Origin of the sequence: Kitasatospora sp. NPDC096147, from assembly GCF_044763225.1 — a bacterium.
In the GTDB taxonomy this organism is placed as follows: domain Bacteria; phylum Actinomycetota; class Actinomycetes; order Streptomycetales; family Streptomycetaceae; genus Kitasatospora.
This window is the reverse complement of sequence record NZ_JBIWFX010000005.1, coordinates 78,701-95,514: the sequence shown is the minus strand read 5'-3', so window position 1 is coordinate 95,514 and position 16,814 is coordinate 78,701. Positions and strand designations below refer to the sequence as shown.

The window sequence follows — 16,814 nt, the reverse complement described above, 5'->3', positions numbered from 1 at the left end:
GCCCAACGCCCTTCCCGGAGAGGGATGGTGGCCCGGGGCGGACCTCCGACGCGTCGTCAGGCGGCGTCGCGGAGCGTCTCCAGCAGCCGCAGCCAGACCTCGCTGACCGTCGGGTACGCCGGGACGGCGTGCCAGAGGCGGGCGATCGGCACCTCGCCGACCACCGCGACGGTGGCCGAGTGCAGCAGCTCCGCCACCCCCGGGCCGACGAAGGTGGCGCCGACCAGGACGTTCCGGTCGAGGTCCAGCACCAGCCTCGCCCGGCCCCGGTAGTCGTCCACGTAGAGCGAGGCGCCCGCCACGTGGCCCAGCTCGTAGTCCACCGCGCGCACCCGCAGCCCGGCCCGCTCGGCCTCCGCCAGGCTCAGGCCGACGGCCGCCGCCTCCGGCTCGGTGAAGACCACCTGCGGCGCCCCGGCGGTGTCCGCGCTGGCGGCGTGCGCGCCCCAGCGCGCGGTGTCCAGCGGTGCGCCTGCGGCCCGGGCGGCGATCGCCGCGCCCGCGATCCGGGCCTGGTACTTGCCCTGATGGGTCAGCAGCGCCCGGTGGTTGACGTCCCCGGCCGCGTACAGCCAGCCGCCCGGCACCTCCGTGACCAGACACCTGTCGTCCACCGGCAGCCAACTCCCCGGCTCCAGACCGACGGTGGCCAGGCCGAGGTCGTCGGTGCGCGGCGCCCGGCCGGTGGCGTACAGCACCTCGTCGGCCGTCAGCTCCGTACCGTCGGCCAGGGCCAGCGTCACCTCCGCGCCCTGCCGGGACAGCCGCACCACGTCGGTCTCCAGCCGCACCTCCACCCCGGCCGCCCGCAGACCGTCCGCCACCAGCTCCCCGGCGAACGGCTCCATCCGGTCCAGCAGCCGGCCGCCGCGCACCAGCAGGGTGACCTGCGAGCCGAGCGCCCGCCAGGCGGTGGCCATCTCCACCGCCACCACCCCGCCGCCGACCACCGCGAGGCGGCCCGGCACCTTGGCCGCGCTGGTGGCGTCCCGGCTGGTCCAGGGACGGGCCTCGGCCAGCCCCGGCACCGGGGGCAGCGAGGCCTTGGAGCCGGTGCAGACCGCGACCGCGTGACGGGCCGTCAGGACGCGCGGTCCGTCCGGCGTCTCCACCTCCACCCGCCGCTCCCCGGCCAGCCGGCCGTGGCCCCGGACCAGGTCGATGCCGGTCTCGCGCAGCCAGGTCACCTGGCTGTCGTCGTGCCAGTGCCAGGTGAAGTCGTCCCGCCGGGCCAGCACCGCCGCCGCGTCCAGCTCCCCGGTGACCGCCTCCCGCGCACCCGGCAGGGCCCGGGCGTGGGCCAGTGCGTGGGCGGGGCGCAGCAGCGCCTTGCTCGGCATGCAGGCCCAGTACGAGCACTCACCCCCGATCAGCTGACTCTCCACCAGCACCACGCTCAGCCCGGCCGCCCGCACCCGGTCCGCGAGGTTCTCCCCGGTCGGGCCACCACCGAGGACCACCACGTCGTACTGCTCCGCCGCGCCGTCCATGCCTGCCCCGCTCTCCTCGGCCACTCGTACGGGGCCCATCCTGCGGGTGGCGGAGCAGGTGGGCCAGCGTGCCGGGCGGTGTGTCGTGGAGGTGGTGGGAGTACGGATGAGGAGCCGGCGGGCCGGGGCCGGGCGCGGTGCGCCGTGGAGGTGGCTGGATGCTCTACAACCCGGCGCGGGGCGCACGGAGCGGCGGCGGCGCGGTTCCGGCAGTTTCGGCAGGAGCCCGCGTCGGGCCGGTGGCGGATCGCCGCCGCGAGTGCCGGAGCCTCCTGCGGACCGGCGAGCCGGGAATGAGCGCAGGTCAGGCGTTGTGGTTTCGGTACGGAATTGGGAGGCGGGACGCGGCGGCGGGTCGCTAGGGTGCCGAGGTGAAGGACTCCAGATCTGGTCCGGGCGAGCCGGACATACGCAGTGCCGGGCGGTACCTGTGGTGGTTGGCAGCCAGTCAGCCGTGGCGGGTGGCGGCCGGTGCGCTCTACAGCTCGGTGTGGCTGGGGGCGTTGACGATGATGCCCTACATCCTGTCCCGGGCGGTGGACGACGGCCTCCGGCCGGGCGACACGGCGGCGCTGGTGTGGTGGGCGCTGGCCTTCCTGGTGGTCGGGGCGGTCAACGCGGTGCTCGGCGCCTACCGTCACCGCACCATGACCAAGGTCCGGATGGACGCCACCTTCCGCACCACCCGGGTGGTGGTCCGGCAGGCCGTCCGGCTCGGTGCCGAGCTGCCCCGGCAGACCGCCACCGGCGAGGTGGTCACCATCGGCGTCTCCGACGTGCAGCGGATGAGCCAGACCCTGACCTTCTCCGGCCCCGGCTTCGGGGCACTGGTGGCGTACCTGCTGGTGGCCGGTCAGCTGCTGCGGATCTCGCCGCTGCTGGCGGTGCTGGTGCTGCTCGGCGTGCCGGCCCTGGCCGGGCTGATCGGCCCGCTGCTCCAGCGGGTGCAGCGGGCCGAGGCCGGGTACCGGGAGCGGCAGGGCGAGGTGACGGCCCGGTTCGAGGACCTGAGCGGTGGTCTGCGGGTGCTGAACGGTCTCGGCGGCAAGGAGGAGTTCGCCGCCCGGTACCGCCGGGACTCCGCCCGCCTGATGGAGAGCGGCCTCCAGGTCGGCCGGTCGGCCAGCTGGATCGAGGCGCTCGGCAGCGGACTGCCGCTGCTCTTCCTGGGCGCGGTGACCTGGGTGGCGGCCCGGATGGCGGCCCAGGGGTCCATCACGGTCGGCGAGTTGGTGGCCGTCTACGGCTACACGGCGGCGCTCACGGTGCCGGTCTACTTCCTGATCGAGGGCGGCCGGGACCTCACCCGCGGCCTGGTCGCGGCCGGCCGGACGGTCGGCTTCCTCCGGCTGGAGCCCCGGCCAGCCGGCCCGGACACCCCGGCACCCGCGCCGGCCTCGCCCGCCCCGCTGCGTGACGAGGCGTCAGGCGTCGAGCTCACCCCCGGGCGGCTGACGGTGCTGGCCGCCGCCCGGCCCACCGAGGTGCTCGCGGTGGCCGACCGGCTGGCGCTGTTCGCCGCCCCGGACGAGCAGGGCGGCAGGTGGGACGGCCGGCCCCTGGAGGAGTACGCGCTGCGCGAGGTGCGCGGCCGGGTCCTGCTGGCGGAGAACGAGGCCGCGCTGTTCGCCGGCCCGCTGCGCGAGGTGCTGGCCGGGCGCCGCTCCGGGGCCGGGAGCGGCCCCGGAGCCGACCGCGGCACCGGCACGGCCGCCGGGCCTGCGGACGGTGAGCTGCTGGCCGCCTTGGAGGCGGCCTCCGCGCTGGACGTGCTGCGCGGGCTGCCCGGCGGCCTGGACGCCCCGATCCGCTCCGAGGGCCGCAATCTCTCCGGCGGCCAGCGCCAGCGGCTGCGGCTGGCCCGGGCCCTGCTGGCCGAGCCCGAGGTGCTGATCGCGGTCGAGCCCAGCTCGGCCGTGGACACCCACACCGAGGCCGCGATGGCGGCCGGCCTGCGGGCCTTCCGGGCCGGGCGCACCACGCTGGTGGTGAGCACCTCGCCGCTGCTGCTGGACCTGGCCGATACGGTTCTCCACCTGGTGGACGGTCAGGTGGCGGCCACCGGCACCCACCGCGAACTGCTGCGCACCGATCCGGGGTACCGGGCCCTGGTGGCCCGTGACGAGGAGGACGACACCCCGGCTTCGGCTCCGGCCCCGGCCCCGGTGCCCCATGCTCGTGAAGCCGAAGCCGAAGCCGAAGCCGAAGCCGAGCCCGAGGCCACCGCCCTGACCGCAGGCACCGCCGAGGAGGCCGCCCGATGAGCACCGAACACGCCCTCCCCGTCGCCACGCCCCGGCAGACCCGGCAGGCGGTCGGCGCGCTGCTGCGCCAGGACGGCCGGGCACTCGGCGGCGTGATCGCGCTGAACGGGCTGGCCGCCGTGGTCGGCCTGGCCGGGCCCTGGCTGCTCGGCCGGATCGTGGACGAGGTGGTCCACGGCCACGGCGTGGCCGCCGTCGACCGGCTGGCGCTGGCCGTGGTGGTCTGCGGCGTGGTCCAGCTGCTGTTGACCCGTCAGGCCGTCCACCGGGGCTACCAGGTGGCCGAGCGGGCCGCCGACCGGCTGCGGGTGCGGCTGGTGGACCGGGTGCTCGCGCTGCCGCCGACCGTGGTGGAGCGCGCCGGGACGGGCGATCTGACGACCCGTGGCACCACGGACACGGCCACCGTCGGCGCCACCCTGAAGGACAGCGTCCCGGAGATGTCGGTCGGGATCTTCCAGGGGCTGTTCATCCTGGTGGCGATCTTCGTGGTCGATCCGGTGCTCGGCGCGTGCAGCGTGGTCGCGCTCTCCGGCCTCTGGTTCACCGGCCGCTGGTACCTGGCCCGGGCCCGGGACGCCTACCTGGCCGAGGGCGCCGCCAACTCCGACGTCGCCGAGGTGCTCGGCACCACCGCCGCCGGTGCCCGCACCGTCGAGGCACTCGGCCTCCAGGAGCGCCGCCGCAGCACGATGGAGGGCGCGATCGCCACCTCCCGCACCGCCCGGCTGCGCACCCTGCGGCTGCGCAGCTTCCTCTTCCCGCTGGTCGACACCTTGTACGTGGCGCCGGTGACGGTGGTCCTGCTGGTCGGCGGCGCGATGCACGCCAACGGCTCGATCGGCCTCGGCGCGGTGGTCACCTGCACGCTCTACCTGCGCCGGCTGGTCGACCCACTGGACACCGTGATGCTGCGGCTGGAGCAACTCCAGTCCAGCGCCGCCTCGTTCGCCCGGGTGGAGGGCGTCGGCGCCGTGCCGACCGAGGAGGCCGGCACCGGGACGGACGCCCGCCCGGCCCACCGCCGGATCGAGGTGAGCGGAGTCCGGTACGCCTACGAGGGCGGCGCGGACGTGCTGCACGGGGTGGACCTGACGGTCCGTCCGGGGGAGCGGCTGGCCGTGGTCGGCCCGTCCGGCTCCGGCAAGACCACGCTCAGCCGGCTGCTGGCCGGGATGGACCGGCCGCGCACCGGCGTGGTCGAGGTCGGCGGCGTGCCGGTGGCGGAGCTGGACCCGGAGCTGCTGCGCCGGGAGGTGGTGCTGGTGACCCAGGAGCACCACGTCTTCCTCGGCACCCTGCGGGACAACCTGCGGATCGCCGCGCCCACCGCCGACGACGGCGAGCTGGCCGAGGCGCTGGCGGCGGTCGGCTGGACCCAGGACCTCCCCGACGGCCTGGACACCGAGCTGGGCCCGACCGGTCACTCGCTGGACGGGGCCCGGGCCCAGCAGCTGGCGCTGGCCCGGGTGGTGCTGGCCGACCCGCACACGGTGATCCTGGACGAGGCCACCGCCCTGCTCGACCCGACGGCGGCCCGGGCCACCGAACGGGCGCTGGCGGCGGTGCTCAAGGGCCGCACCGTGATCGCGGTGGCGCACCGGCTGCACACCGCGCACGACGCGGACCGGGTGGCGGTGATGGCCGACGGCCGGCTGACCGAGCTGGGCAGCCACCACGAGCTGGTCGCCCGGGACGGCGCGTACGCGGCGCTCTGGCGGTCCTGGCAGCAGGCGTGACGGCGGGAGGCCGGGGCCCGTCCGGGTCCCGGCCTCCTGACCTGCCGTCAGGGTCCCGGCCTCCCGACCTGCCGTCAGGTGCCCGGCCGGCCGGTCGGTGGCCGCCGCGCGCCGCCTGCGGCTCAGCGCATCCGGCGCACCCGGAGGAAGCAGAAGCCGATCAGCAGCGCGGCGAGGCCCAGGCAGAGCCCGGTCTGGGTCCACATCACGGCCCAGACGTCCGACGGCGGGTGGTAGAGCGCGTAGGCGTGGGTGATGTCCGGGTGGTCCAGGCAGCCCTGGGCCTGGCAGAGCAGCCGCCCGTCCGGCATGGTGCTGGGCGGCCAGGAGCCGAGCTCGGAGATGCGGTACCCGTCCGAGGAGCGGTAGCCGACCTCCAGCAGGTCGGACTCCAGCGGCGAGTGGGCGGGGAAGTCCGTCTGGAAGAGCCGGACGACCTGGTCGGACCTGGCGGGCAGGACGGTGACCTGGACCGGGGCCAGCGACTCCAGCGCCGGGGCGAAGAGGTAGCGCAGCTGGTCCACCGTCAGCCGCAGCAGTGCGGTGAGCACGGCGGTGACGGCGATCGCGGCCACCACCCGGCGCACCACCAGGCCGACGGTCAGTCCGAGGGTGAGGCCCAGCAGGCAGAAGCCGACCGAGGCGGTGCCGTGGGTGCTCCGGGCCATCCAGGTGAACCAGTGGTAGTACCCGGGCACGCCGAACCGCCCCTGCACCACCCCGGCGAACCAGGAGGAGACCACCGCGAGCAGCGAGGACCCGAGCAGGGTCAGCAGCAGTGGCGCGGCCAGTCGTCCGGCCAGCCAGCGGGTGCGGGAGACCGACTGGGTCCAGGCCAGGCGGTAGCTGCCGGACTCGAACTCCCGGGCCAGCAGGGGGGCTCCGACGAACAGCCCGAGCGCGACCGGGAGCAGGACCAGCACCCAGCCGGTGCCGACCACGGCCGGCGGCCACCACGGCGGGATGCTCACCTCCCGGTCGTAGCGGCCCGTGCACTCGGGCGGGAAGTAGACCTCGTTGCAGCCCTGGAGCCCGTTGGCGGTGATCCAGTGGTCGATCGCCAGCCCGAGGCCGAGCGCCCAGGCGCAGACCAGGAGCAGGACGCCGCCGCCGAGCAGCAGGGTGGTCCGCTCCTGACGCAGGCTCAGCCAGGCGGTGCCGCGCAGCGAGGGGCGGGGGAGATCGGCGGAGCGGAGCGCGGTGCTGCTCAACGGACCGTCACCTCCGCCGGGGTGGGCTGCGGGTCGGCGGTGCCGGGCGCGCGCAGGTAGCCGAGCAGGAGTTCCTCCAGGGTGGGTTCGCCCAGGTCCCAGTCCGGGTGCACCGGGCCGGTGGTGCGGATCAGCGCGGTGGCCTGACGACCCGTCCGGCGCAGCTCGACCACCTGGTGGGCGGCGAGGGCGGGCGGAGTGCCGACGCCCTCGTGGGCGCCGACCGCCTTGCGGTGCCCGGCGAGCAGGTCGTCGACTTCCCCGGCCAGCCGGATCCGGCCCTCGCGCAGCAGCAGCACGTGGTCGCAGACGCCGTCCAGCTCGGCCAGCACGTGGGAGGAGATCAGCACGGTGGTGCCGTGCTCCGCCGCCTGGGCCAGCAGCAGCCCGGTCAGCTCGTGCCGGGCCACCGGGTCGACGTCGGCCAGTGGCTCGTCCAGCAGCAGCAGGTCGGGCCGCTTGCCGAGGGCCAGCGCCAGCGCGACCCGGGTGCGCTGGCCGCCGGAGAGCCGGCCGACCCGGGTCCCCGGGTCGACGTCGGCTGCCGCCAGCACGCGTTCGGCGGCGGCCTGGTCCCAGGCCGGGTTCAGCTCCCGCCCCATCCGGAGGGTGTCGGTGATCGACAGTCGGGGGTAGAGCGGCCTGTCCTGGGCGAGCAGGGAGATCCGGCGGCGGCCCTCGGCGGAGGCGGGGGCGTGGCCGAGCACCTTGACGGTGCCCTCGGTCGGGGTCAGCAGCCCGGCGGCCAGTGCCATCAGGGTCGACTTGCCGGCGCCGTTCGGCCCGACCAGGGCGCAGATCCGGCCGACCGGCAGGCTCAGCTCGCAGTCCTTCAGGGCCCAGCGGTCGCGGTATCTGAGTCCGAGCCCGGTGGCCCTCAAAGCCGGTATGTCCTGCGGGAGTTGCTCTTCGGTGGGATGGTTCACCCGGGCTCCTCGGCCGTGCTGGTGCGTGGGGCGGCGCCCCGTGGCGCGCCGTGCTGCTCAGGTCCCGGGCGCGGCGAAGCCGCTGTCCAGCGCCGTGCTCACGATGGCCTCGACGTCCTCGCGGTCCAGCCCCGCCGCCCTGGCCTGCCGCACCCAGTCGGCCAACGACTCGTGCAGGGCGGAGTCCGCGACCGTCTCCGGCTTGGCGAGCGAACGCCGGACGAAGGTGCCGACCCCCCGGCGGCTGTCCACCAGACCCTCCCGCTCCAGCTCTCGGTACGCCTTGAGCACGGTGTTCGGGTTGATCGCGGTGGCCTCCACCACCTCACGGGCGGTGGGGAGTTGGTCTCCCGGGCGGAGTACGCCCAGTCTCAGGGCGCGCTTGGTCTGCTCCACGATCTGCAGATACGGGGAGAGTCCGCTGTGCCGGTCGATGAGGTACTCGACCAATCCCTGACCTTCATTCCACTAGTTACCTAGGGAAATCCTGCCCAGTCGCCGGGGTCGACGTCAAGTGCCGCCCTTGACAAGGCCGAACGCGCCGTGATCACCATTCCACTAGTTAACTAGTGGAATGGTGATCAGCATGAAGTCAGCCTTGCTCGACCGGCGGCCGGGCCGGACCGCCCCCGCGGGCTCCGCGCCGGCCGCCGGTCGCCGGTCGCCCGGGCCGGGCGGGACGGCGCTCGCCGTCACCGTGCTGTTCGCCGTGGTGTACGCGCTGCTCGCGGTCACCCGGCACCGCCGGATGCTGAGCGCCGCCTTCGACCTGGGGATCTTCGAGCAGGCCGTCCGCGCCTACGCCGAGGGCCGGGCCCCGGTGGTGGAGCTCAAGGGGCCCGGCTACAACCTGCTCGGCGACCACTTCCACCCCGTGCTGACCCTGCTCGCACCGCTCTACAGACTGGCCCCCGGCCCGGTCACCCTGCTGCTGGCCCAGTCCTGCCTGATGGCGCTGGCCTGTCTGCCGATCACCCGCTGGGCCTGTCGTGACCTCGGGGTGCGGGCCGGCCTGCTGATCGGCCTGGCCTTCGGCAGCTCCTGGGGGATGGTGGCGGCGGCCGGTTTCGACTTCCACGAGATCGCCTTCGCGGTGCCGCTGCTGGCGTTCTGCACGGAGGCGCTGGCGGCTCGCCGGTGGCGGGCGGCGGTGCTCTGGGCGCTGCCGCTGGTGCTGGTCAAGGAGGACCTCGGGCTGACCGTCGGCGCGGTCGGCGGCTACCTGCTCTGGCGGGGGGACCGTCGCGCCGTGCGCTGCTGCGGACTGGCGCTGCTGGTGCTCGGCCCGGTGGCCACTGCGGTGGAGACGCTGGTGCTCCTGCCGCTGGCCAACCCGCACGGGGTCTTCGACTACTGGAACCAGGTGCCGGGGGTGACCGGCGCCTCGGGCGCCTCGACGCTCTGCCCGCTCTGGCCGCCGATGAAGTGGCTCCTGCTGTTCATGCTGGCCGCTCCCGTCGCCTTCGTCGGGGTGCGCTCACCGCTGCTGCTGCTCTGCGTCCCCACGCTGGCCTGGCGCCTGCTCGGGGCCAACGAGAGCTACTGGCAGCCGTACTACCACTACAGCGCCGTGCTCATGCCGGTGCTGTTCGGCGCCCTGGTCGACCGCCTCGGGCGCCGGCAGCGGGAGGGCCGGGAGGGTTGGCGGCCGGGGGGCCGGTGGCGCCGCCTGGCGCTGGCCTGGGTGGCCGCCTTCGCGGCCGTCTGCGCGGTGGTCTACCCGCTGCGGGACCTGGCGCTGCCCGGCGGCTGGACGCCGAACGCGCACGTGCGGACCGCCCACCGGCTGCTGGCCCAGGTGCCCGACGGTGCCACCGTGGCGTCCAGCAACCGGCTCAGCCCGCTGCTGGTCTCCCGGACCACCGTCAGCCTGGTCTGCCAGGGCGGCCCGGGCAGCGGCCGGCTGCCGGAGTGGGTGGTGGCCGACCGGACCGACCCGACGGTGACGAGCCCCTGCCCCGAGGCCCGCACCCTGGAGCGGCTGGCCGCCTACCGGGCGGCCGGCTACCTGACGGTGGCCGAGGAGGACGGCATCATCGTGCTGCGGAGGCCGTGAACTCCGGCGCCGGAGCGGCGGGCTGAGCGGTCATCAGGCGCTGCGGCCGGCGCACCAGCAGGTAGCCGAGCCCGGCCAGGGTGACCAGGCCGACGCCCAGCAGGGCGGCCCAGACCTGGTACCAGGGGGCGCCCGGCGGGGCCAGCAGCGCGCGCGGCCAGCAGATGTTGGCCACCTCGAAGCCGGTCCACAGCACGGCGAGCAGATTGACCGGGGTGCCCCAGCGGCCCAGGGAGAACGCCCCGGCCGGCCGCCAGGTGCCGCGCAGCCGGGCGATCAGCGCGGTCAGGCAGAGCAGGAAGAACGGCAGGAAGGTGGCCGCGCTGCCGAAGGTGATCAGGCTGCCGATCGCGGTGGACTCCAGGCCGAGCGGCAGTGCGGCGGCACTCACCAGGGTGGCCGCGACCAGGCCGCCGATCGGCGCCTGACGCCGGTTCACCTTCCGGATCTGCCGGGAGAACGGGAACACCCCGTCCCGGGCCAGCGAGTACAGGCCGCGCGCCGCGCCGCCCTGGGAGGCCATCAGGCAGGCGGCGAAGCTGATCAGCACCACGACCACGAAGGGCTTGGCCGCCCAGCCGCCGAAGCCGGTCACCACCGCCGTGGTGACCGGGTCGAGGTCCTCGCCCGCCACCACCCGGGCCGGATCGGGGTGGGCCAGCGCCACCGCCACGGCGTTCAGGATCACCACCGCGCCCACGCTGAGCAGCGCCCAGCGCATCGCCCGCGGCACCTGGCGGGCCGCGTCCTTGGTCTCCTCGGCGGTGGAGACGCAGGCGTCGAAGCCGATGAAGGCCCAGCCGCCGACCGCCACCACGGCCAGCAGCCCGGCGAGCCCGCCGGTGCCGGTGACGGCGGAGGCACCCAGGTCGTCGGTGAGCAGGGCGAAGCCGTGCTCGCGGAAGAACAGCAGCAGGGCCAGCCCGACCAGCACCGAGGCCACCGTCTCAGCCGCGATCCCGGCACCGACGAACCAGCGCAGCAGGGTGATCCCGTAGGCGTTCACCAGCAGGCAGGCCACGGTGAACGCGGCGGCGGTGAGCACCAGTTGGGGCGGGGTGGGCACGGCGTCGAAGAGCGCGAAGAACCAGGGCGCGGCCAGGTAGGCGACGGTGGTGTTGGCGAACATCACCGCGAACTGCCAGAGCCACCCGCTCAGCCAGGCGAAGCCGGGCGGGGCCAGCCGCCGGGCCCACTGGTAGGCGCCCCCGGCCAACGGCCACTGCGAGGCCAGCTCCGAGTAGACGCCCACCACCAGCAACTGCCCGAGCAGACAGACCGGCAGCGCCCAGACCCAGGCCCCGCCGCGCACGCTCATGCCGACCTGGGCCACCGCGTACAGCCCCACCACGGGGGAGACCACCGCGAAGCCCATCGCGACGTTGCCCAGCACGCCGAGGCTGCGGCGCAGCTCCTGCCGGTAGCCGAGTGCGGCCAGCGTCCGGTCGTCCGCTCCGGTGTCCTGTGTGTTGTCGGTCATCCGCGAACCACCTCGCCGTCATAAAACTAACTTTGTTAGTCGGTGACCGTAGCGGGCTGCGGCGAGGGAGGGAAGGGGTGAGACCAGGCTGTAACGTGGCCGGTCGGAGGCGGTGGTGCCGGGCTTGGGCCGGTGGTGCCCGGCCTCGACCGGTGCAGGCGGGCGGAAGGGCGGGGTGGGGCGTGGGGCGACCGAGCAGGGCACTGCTGAGCCGGGAGGCGATCGCGGTTGCCGCGCTGGCGGTGGTGGACGAGGCCGGTCCGGACGGTCTCACCATGCGGGCGCTGGCCGAGCGGCTCGGGGTCAAGGCGGCCTCGCTGTACAACCACGTCGCCGGGAAGGATGAACTGGTCGACGCACTGGCCGAGTTGGTCAACGCCGAGATCGACCTCGGCCCGCTCGGCGGCGCCGACTGGCGGTACGGCGTGGCCGAGTACGCCCGGAGCTACCGGGCCGCCTTCCTGCGCCATCCGCACACCATCGCCCTGCTGGCCCGCCGCCGGGTCGGTGCGGAGCGCCAACTCCTCGGCTACGAGAGCCTGTTGGCCTGCCTGGGCCGGGCCGGGTTCCCGCCCGCGGATGCGGCCGAGGCCGCCGCCGCACTGGACTACCTGGTGCTCGGCTCCGCCCTGGAGACCTTCACGGCCGGCTTCGCCCGCCCGGCGGAGGACTACCGGCCCCGCTACCCCGCACTCGCCGGGGCGCTCACCGCCTCGGCGGCCCGGGGCGGCGGCCTGGACGAGCGCGGCTTCGAGCTGGCTCTGCGGCTCCTGCTGGACGGACTGGCCGCCCGGCTCTGAGCGGGATCCGGCTCACCCGGCCTACCCGGCTCACCCGGTTCTGAGCGGCGGTCCGGCTCTGCGGGGTGCCGGGCTCCGGGGGCGGCCTGGACTCGGGTGCGGAGCGGGTGCGGAGGGGTCTGTGGCGGTGGCTCCCGAGTGGTGGCCGAGCCGGTGCGGGGCCGAGCGTCGGTGGCGCGACGCGTCCGCGGCGCCTGCCGGTGAGGGCGGTGTGCCGCCTGCCACGCGCCGGACATGGAGGTGGGCGGGCCCGGTCTCGTCCCCGGGCCCGCCCATGCTCCCGCCCACCGGTCGGGACCGGTGCGCCCTCCGGCACTCGGGATCGAGGCCGGAAGCCGGTGTGGGTGGCCGGTCAGCCCTGCGGGGCGCCCTGCCCGGCCGACTGCGCCGCAGCCTGCTCGGCCGCCACCTTCGCGCGGACCTCGTCCATGTCCAGCTCGCGGGCCTTGCCGATCAGCTCCTCCAGGGCCGCCTCCGGCAGCGCCCCGGCCTGGGAGAAGATCATCACGCCCTCGCGGATGATCGCCAGGGTCGGGATCGACCGGATCTCGAAGGCCGCCGCCAGCTCCTGCTGGGCCTCGGTGTCGACCTTGGCGAAGACCAGGTCCGAGTGGCGCTCGGCGGCCTTCTCGAAGACCGGCGCGAAGCGGAGACACGGGCCGCACCAACCCGCCCAGAAGTCGATGAAGACGAACGCCTTCCCGTCCGGACCCTGCACCACCTCGTCGAAGTTCTCGGTGGTGAGTTCGACGGTGTTGCTCATGTCGGCTCCTGTCTGTCTCGTTGGTGGCCCCGCACCCGCCTCAACCAGGAGGCGTCCCGAGCTATTCCGACCGGCCCGCGCCGATCCGGTCGCGTGGCTCCGGTGGTGCGGCCGGTCTGGTCGCCCTGGTGGCGCGGTCCGGCTCGCTACCGTCCTCCGGGGCGGGGAGGTCGAGCCCGGCGTCCCGGTAGGCGGGCGGGCCGCATCACCGGTGGCCGGCGGCTGACGTACTGTCATACCGGATTCGGCAGTCCGGGCCGGTGCGGGGAATGCCCCAAGTCGCTTGTGGTGATCCGTGGATGACGGGCCCGGCAGCGCTGCGGCGGACCCGGGGGCGGCCCGACCCCGGAGGCGGTCCGGGTGTCCGGCCGATCCGTGTGCGGATGACCCTCCCGGGTTCCGGCCGGGGTGGAGATTGATCCGGCCGGGGGAATCCCGTGACCCTTTCGAGGGGTGACGGCTGCATGAAGATCCACCGGCCGCCTAGGTTGGCCGGGGCCGCCCGCCGGACCCGTCCGGCCGGGCCGTCCGCCGTGCCCAACGGAAGCCCAGCGTCGGGTGGTTGGGTCGGACCTCCTGTCCCCGGATCCCTGGAGCCCCCGTGCCCGAGCCCTCCGGCACCCGCTCACCGAGTCGTCCGCCGAACGGCCGCGCGAACGGCCGTGCGAACGGTCATGCGTGCTCCGGCGGCGCTGCCCGGCCGGGGCGGCCTCGACCGGCAGGGCGTGGGTAGTGAGGGCGGGGTCGAAGCGGTACGTGGCGGCCCGTCAGTGGCTCGGCGGCCTGCTGGTCGTGGTGGCCTGCGCGGTCGGGCTGGCGGCGCAGGGCGAGCCGGGGCGACCGGCCCACCCCGGGCGCCCCGTCGCCACCGTCGTGCAGGCCGTCCCGCCGCCCGACCGGCTGGCCATCGCCCGGGGAGCCGCCCGGCAGCGCCCGGACGACCCGGTGGCCTGGGCCGAGGTCGGCCGGGCCGCCGTCGAATCGGCCCGGATCACCCTCGATCCAGCCGAACTCGCCCTGGCCGAGCAGGCGTTGGCCCACTCATCGACGCTCCGACCGGTGGCCAACTACGAGGAGGCGGTCGGTGCCGGGATGCTCGCCAACGCCCGCCACGAGTACGCCGCCGCCCGGGACCACGGCCTGCGGGCCGTGGCGATGGCCCCGGACCGGGCGGCGGCCTACGCAGTCCTGGCCGAGGCCCGGACCGAGCTCGGCGACTACCCGGCCGCCACCGAGGCCGTCCGCCGCCTGCTGGACCTGGCGCCGAATGCCGCCGCTCTGGTACTCGCCGCCCGTGACCTGGAGACGCACGGACGCCGGGCCGAGGCGGTGTCGGCCCTGGAGCGCGCCCTGGAGGCGGCCGGCCCGGCCGGTGAACGCGCCAACTGCGCTCGGCGGCTGGGTGATCTGGCCTGGGAGGACGGCGAGTTCACCCGGGCCGAGGCGTCCTACCGGCAGGCGCTGGCCGCCCGGCCGGACGACCCGTACGCCGCCTTCGGCCTGGCCCGGACCGCCGCCGCCCAGGGCCGGCCGGACGAGGCCCTGCGCCGGTTGGCCGAGCTGACCGCCCGGACGCCGCAGCCGGAGTTCCTGCTGGAGCAGGCCGAGCTCCTGCTCGCCACCGGCCACCGGACCGAGGCCGGGACCCCGCTGGCCGCGCTGGCCGCCGAGGCCCGGCTCTCCGTCGGCCCGGTCGATCTGCACCTGGCCCGCTACCTCGCCGACCACGGCGACCCGGCCGAGGCCGTTCGGCTGCTCACCGAGGAGTGGGAGCGACGGCGCTCCGCCCCGGTGGCGGCGGGGCTGGCCTGGGCCCTCCACCGCGTCGGCGACGACCGGCAGGCCCTCCAACTCGCCGTCGCAGCAGCCGAACCGGGGGGAGAACCGGTGATGGCCGCCTACCACCGGGGCGTGATCGAGCACGCGCTCGGTCTGCCCGAGGCGGCTGCGACGTTGCGTGCGGTGTTGGGCCGCGATGCGGGGTTCTCGGTCTTTCATGCGGATGTGGCCCGTCGTCTGCTGGGTGAGGGGGAGTGATGGCCGGAGTGCACGGCCCTGCAGGTGGTGGGCCGGTTGGCTGCGGGGGTGTGGTCGGGTGCGTTCTCGGTCTGCCTGAGGCGGCTGCGACGTTGCGTGCGGTGTTGGGCCGCAATGGGGGGTTCTCGGTCTTTCATGTGGATGCGGCTCGCCGTCTGCTCGGTGAGGGGGAGTGATGGCCGGAGTGCACGGCCCCCCATCCGAAGCTCCCGCCGACCATCGGGGCCGTTCACGTGTCCTGCGGGGCGCGGTGGCCGGGATCGGCCTCGCGGCGCTGCTGCTGCCGGCCGCGGCCGAGGCCCACCCGCTGGGGAACTTCAGCGTCAACCGCTACGACGGCCTGCGCCTCAAGCCCGACCGGATCCACGACAGCCTGGTGCTCGACAGCGCGGAGATCCCCACCGCCCAGGACCGGGCCGCCGCCGACCGCGACCACGACGGCACCGTCGATCCGTCCGAGGCCGACGACCGGGCGGGGCAGCGCTGCGCCGAACTCGCGGGCGCCGTAAGGGCGAACGTCGGTGGCCGGGAGTCCGCCTGGCAGGTGGACGCCAGCAGCCTGGCCTACCTGCCGGGCGTGGCCGGGCTGCCCACCGCGCGGCTGAGCTGCGAACTCTCGGCCGCCGCCGACCTCACCCAGCCGGTCCGGGTCTCCTTCCGCTCCGGGGAGGATCACGCCCTCCCGGGCTGGAAGGAGATCACCGCCGTCGGCGAGGGGGTCGCCCTGCGCGAGGGCACGGTGCCCCGGAAGAGCAGCAGCGACGGCCTGCGCAGCTACCCGGCCGACTCGATCGAACGTCCGCTCGCCGTGGTCGCCGCCGAACTCGCGGCCGACGGTGCGTCAGGAGCCGCCGCACCGCCGTCAGGGGAGCCCGGCGGACGGCGCCAACTCCCGTCCGGCCGCCGCTCGGTGGAACGCCGGGCGGTCCCGGCCGGGGCGGTCGGCCTACCCCCGATGGGCCGGGTCGAACGTCACCTGGCCGCCCTCGCCACCGCCCGTGACCTGACCGTCCCGGTCGGCCTGGCGGCGATCGGCCTGGCCCTGCTGTTGGGAGCGGGGCACGCCGCCCTGCCCGGTCACGCCACCCTCGCCCTCGCGGCCTGCCTGGCCCGCGACGGGGGCCGGCGCCGCGGCGGCGGTGTCCGGTCCGCGCTGGCGGCCGGCGCCCGGGTGACGGCGGCCCGTACGGCGGGGGTGCTGGTGGTCGGCCTGCTGCTGACCACCTCGACGGCCCTGGCGGGCGAGCGGCTGCTGAGCGGGCTCGGACTGGCGGGCGGCGCCCTGGTCGCCCTGACCGGTGTCGTCCTGCTGGTGTCAGGGGTCCGCGCACTGCCCGGGTACCGAGTCCTGACGCGTGGTCAGCGGGCGCTCGCCGCGCAGGCCGGCCGGTGCGCGGCCCCGGCCGGGGACCACGACGACCTCCTGGGAGCCGAGGACGGTCAGGGGCACGGGCCCGCCCCTCGGCCCGGCCTCCCGGGCCGAGGCCGACCGGAACAGGAGGCCTCGGGAGCGCGGTGGACCGGCACGGGCCGATACCCGGAGGTGGACCACCGACGGGAGGAGCCGACGCCTCCCGCCGATGCCGATGCCGACGGCCTGGCTCCCGCTCGCGCACGCGTCCGGGCCCGCCGGCTCGGCCGGTTCCGGCCCACCGTGGTGCTCGGCTTCGGAACGGCGGGCGGCCCGGTGCCCGCCTCCTCCGTCCTGGTGGTGCTGCTCGCGGCGGTCGCGCTCGGCGGGACGGCCTTCGGCGTCCTGCTGGTGCTCGGCTACGGCTTCGGCATGGCACTGGCACTCACGGTGGCCGGGCTGCTGCTCCCGGGTGGTTCGACCCGACCGGCCGTACTCGCCGCCCGCTACGCCCCGGCGCTCGGACGCTGCCTACGGTTGGGCGGCCTGTTGACCGGACTGGTGGTGCTGGCGGTCGGCCTCGGCCTGGTGCTGCGTGGCGCCTCCGGCCTCTGACGGCCGCTCAAGGACGCCGGCGCACCCCCGAGCACCGGCGTCCTTGAGCGGCCGTCAGCCTGACGGTCCACCGGCTCGTCCG

General features: G+C 75.6%; 12 protein-coding genes. 6 read left to right on the top strand and 6 right to left on the bottom strand.

All coding sequences use genetic code 11. From position 1 onward, the window contains the following. Window positions 1–56: 56 nt before the first annotated feature. On the bottom strand, window positions 57–1,490 hold the full coding sequence (locus ACIRBX_RS18065) for a dihydrolipoyl dehydrogenase family protein (protein ID WP_402297771.1): 1,434 nt from the start codon (window positions 1,488–1,490) through the stop codon (window positions 57–59). A gap of 371 nt (window positions 1,491–1,861) precedes the next feature. On the opposite strand from ACIRBX_RS18065, the gene ACIRBX_RS18060 reads away from it, so the two are divergent. Then, window positions 1,862–3,754 carry an ABC transporter transmembrane domain-containing protein gene (locus ACIRBX_RS18060; protein ID WP_402297770.1) on the top strand — a complete coding sequence of 631 codons (1,893 nt, stop codon included), beginning with the start codon at window positions 1,862–1,864 and terminating at the stop codon, window positions 3,752–3,754. Further along, window positions 3,751–5,493 (top strand): ABC transporter ATP-binding protein, encoded by a 1,743-nt coding sequence (locus ACIRBX_RS18055; protein ID WP_402297768.1) that lies wholly within the window; start codon window positions 3,751–3,753, stop codon window positions 5,491–5,493. Before ACIRBX_RS18060 ends, ACIRBX_RS18055 begins: the two co-directional genes overlap by 4 nt. Window positions 5,494–5,615: 122 nt before the next feature. Here the strand turns inward: ACIRBX_RS18055 and ACIRBX_RS18050 are convergent, their stop codons facing one another. From ACIRBX_RS18050 to ACIRBX_RS18040, 3 genes are read right to left on the bottom strand one after another with little or no spacing between them, the layout of a single operon-like run. Next, a complete protein-coding gene (locus ACIRBX_RS18050) occupies window positions 5,616–6,704 on the bottom strand; it encodes an ABC transporter permease subunit (RefSeq protein WP_402297767.1) in 1,089 nt (362 codons plus the stop codon). Next, window positions 6,701–7,630: an ATP-binding cassette domain-containing protein gene (locus ACIRBX_RS18045; RefSeq protein ID WP_402297765.1), complete on the bottom strand. Its 930-nt coding sequence runs from the start codon at window positions 7,628–7,630 to the stop codon at window positions 6,701–6,703. The genes ACIRBX_RS18050 and ACIRBX_RS18045 overlap by 4 nt, the downstream gene beginning before the upstream one ends. 57 nt (window positions 7,631–7,687) lie before the next feature. After that, the gene (locus ACIRBX_RS18040; protein ID WP_402297764.1) at window positions 7,688–8,080 is read right to left on the bottom strand and encodes a GntR family transcriptional regulator; all 393 of its coding nucleotides are present in this window, start codon (window positions 8,078–8,080) and stop codon (window positions 7,688–7,690) included. A gap of 136 nt (window positions 8,081–8,216) precedes the next feature. Between ACIRBX_RS18040 and ACIRBX_RS18035 the strand changes: the two genes are divergently transcribed. Further along, the gene (locus ACIRBX_RS18035) at window positions 8,217–9,686 is read left to right on the top strand and encodes a DUF2079 domain-containing protein (RefSeq protein ID WP_402297762.1); all 1,470 of its coding nucleotides are present in this window, start codon (window positions 8,217–8,219) and stop codon (window positions 9,684–9,686) included. Here the strand turns inward: ACIRBX_RS18035 and ACIRBX_RS18030 are convergent. Further along, window positions 9,664–11,166 carry an APC family permease gene (locus ACIRBX_RS18030; protein WP_402297761.1) on the bottom strand — a complete coding sequence of 501 codons (1,503 nt, stop codon included), beginning with the start codon at window positions 11,164–11,166 and terminating at the stop codon, window positions 9,664–9,666. The genes ACIRBX_RS18035 and ACIRBX_RS18030 overlap by 23 nt on opposite strands. 182 nt (window positions 11,167–11,348) lie before the next feature. Between ACIRBX_RS18030 and ACIRBX_RS18025 the strand changes: the two genes are divergently transcribed. Beyond that, window positions 11,349–11,966 (top strand): TetR/AcrR family transcriptional regulator C-terminal domain-containing protein, encoded by a 618-nt coding sequence (locus ACIRBX_RS18025; protein WP_402297759.1) that lies wholly within the window; start codon window positions 11,349–11,351, stop codon window positions 11,964–11,966. A 352-nt stretch (window positions 11,967–12,318) separates the two neighbouring features. Here the strand turns inward: ACIRBX_RS18025 and trxA are convergent, their stop codons facing one another. Further along, window positions 12,319–12,729, bottom strand: a complete 411-nt coding sequence (gene trxA / locus ACIRBX_RS18020) for a thioredoxin (RefSeq protein WP_402297758.1) — start codon at window positions 12,727–12,729, stop codon at window positions 12,319–12,321. Window positions 12,730–13,485: 756 nt separating this feature from the next. On the opposite strand from trxA, the gene ACIRBX_RS18015 reads away from it, so the two are divergent. Next, window positions 13,486–14,766: a tetratricopeptide repeat protein gene (locus ACIRBX_RS18015; RefSeq protein WP_402297756.1), complete on the top strand. Its 1,281-nt coding sequence runs from the start codon at window positions 13,486–13,488 to the stop codon at window positions 14,764–14,766. 250 nt (window positions 14,767–15,016) lie between these two features. Further along, window positions 15,017–16,732: a nickel transporter gene (locus ACIRBX_RS18010; protein ID WP_402297755.1), complete on the top strand. Its 1,716-nt coding sequence runs from the start codon at window positions 15,017–15,019 to the stop codon at window positions 16,730–16,732. Window positions 16,733–16,814: the final 82 nt, after the last annotated feature.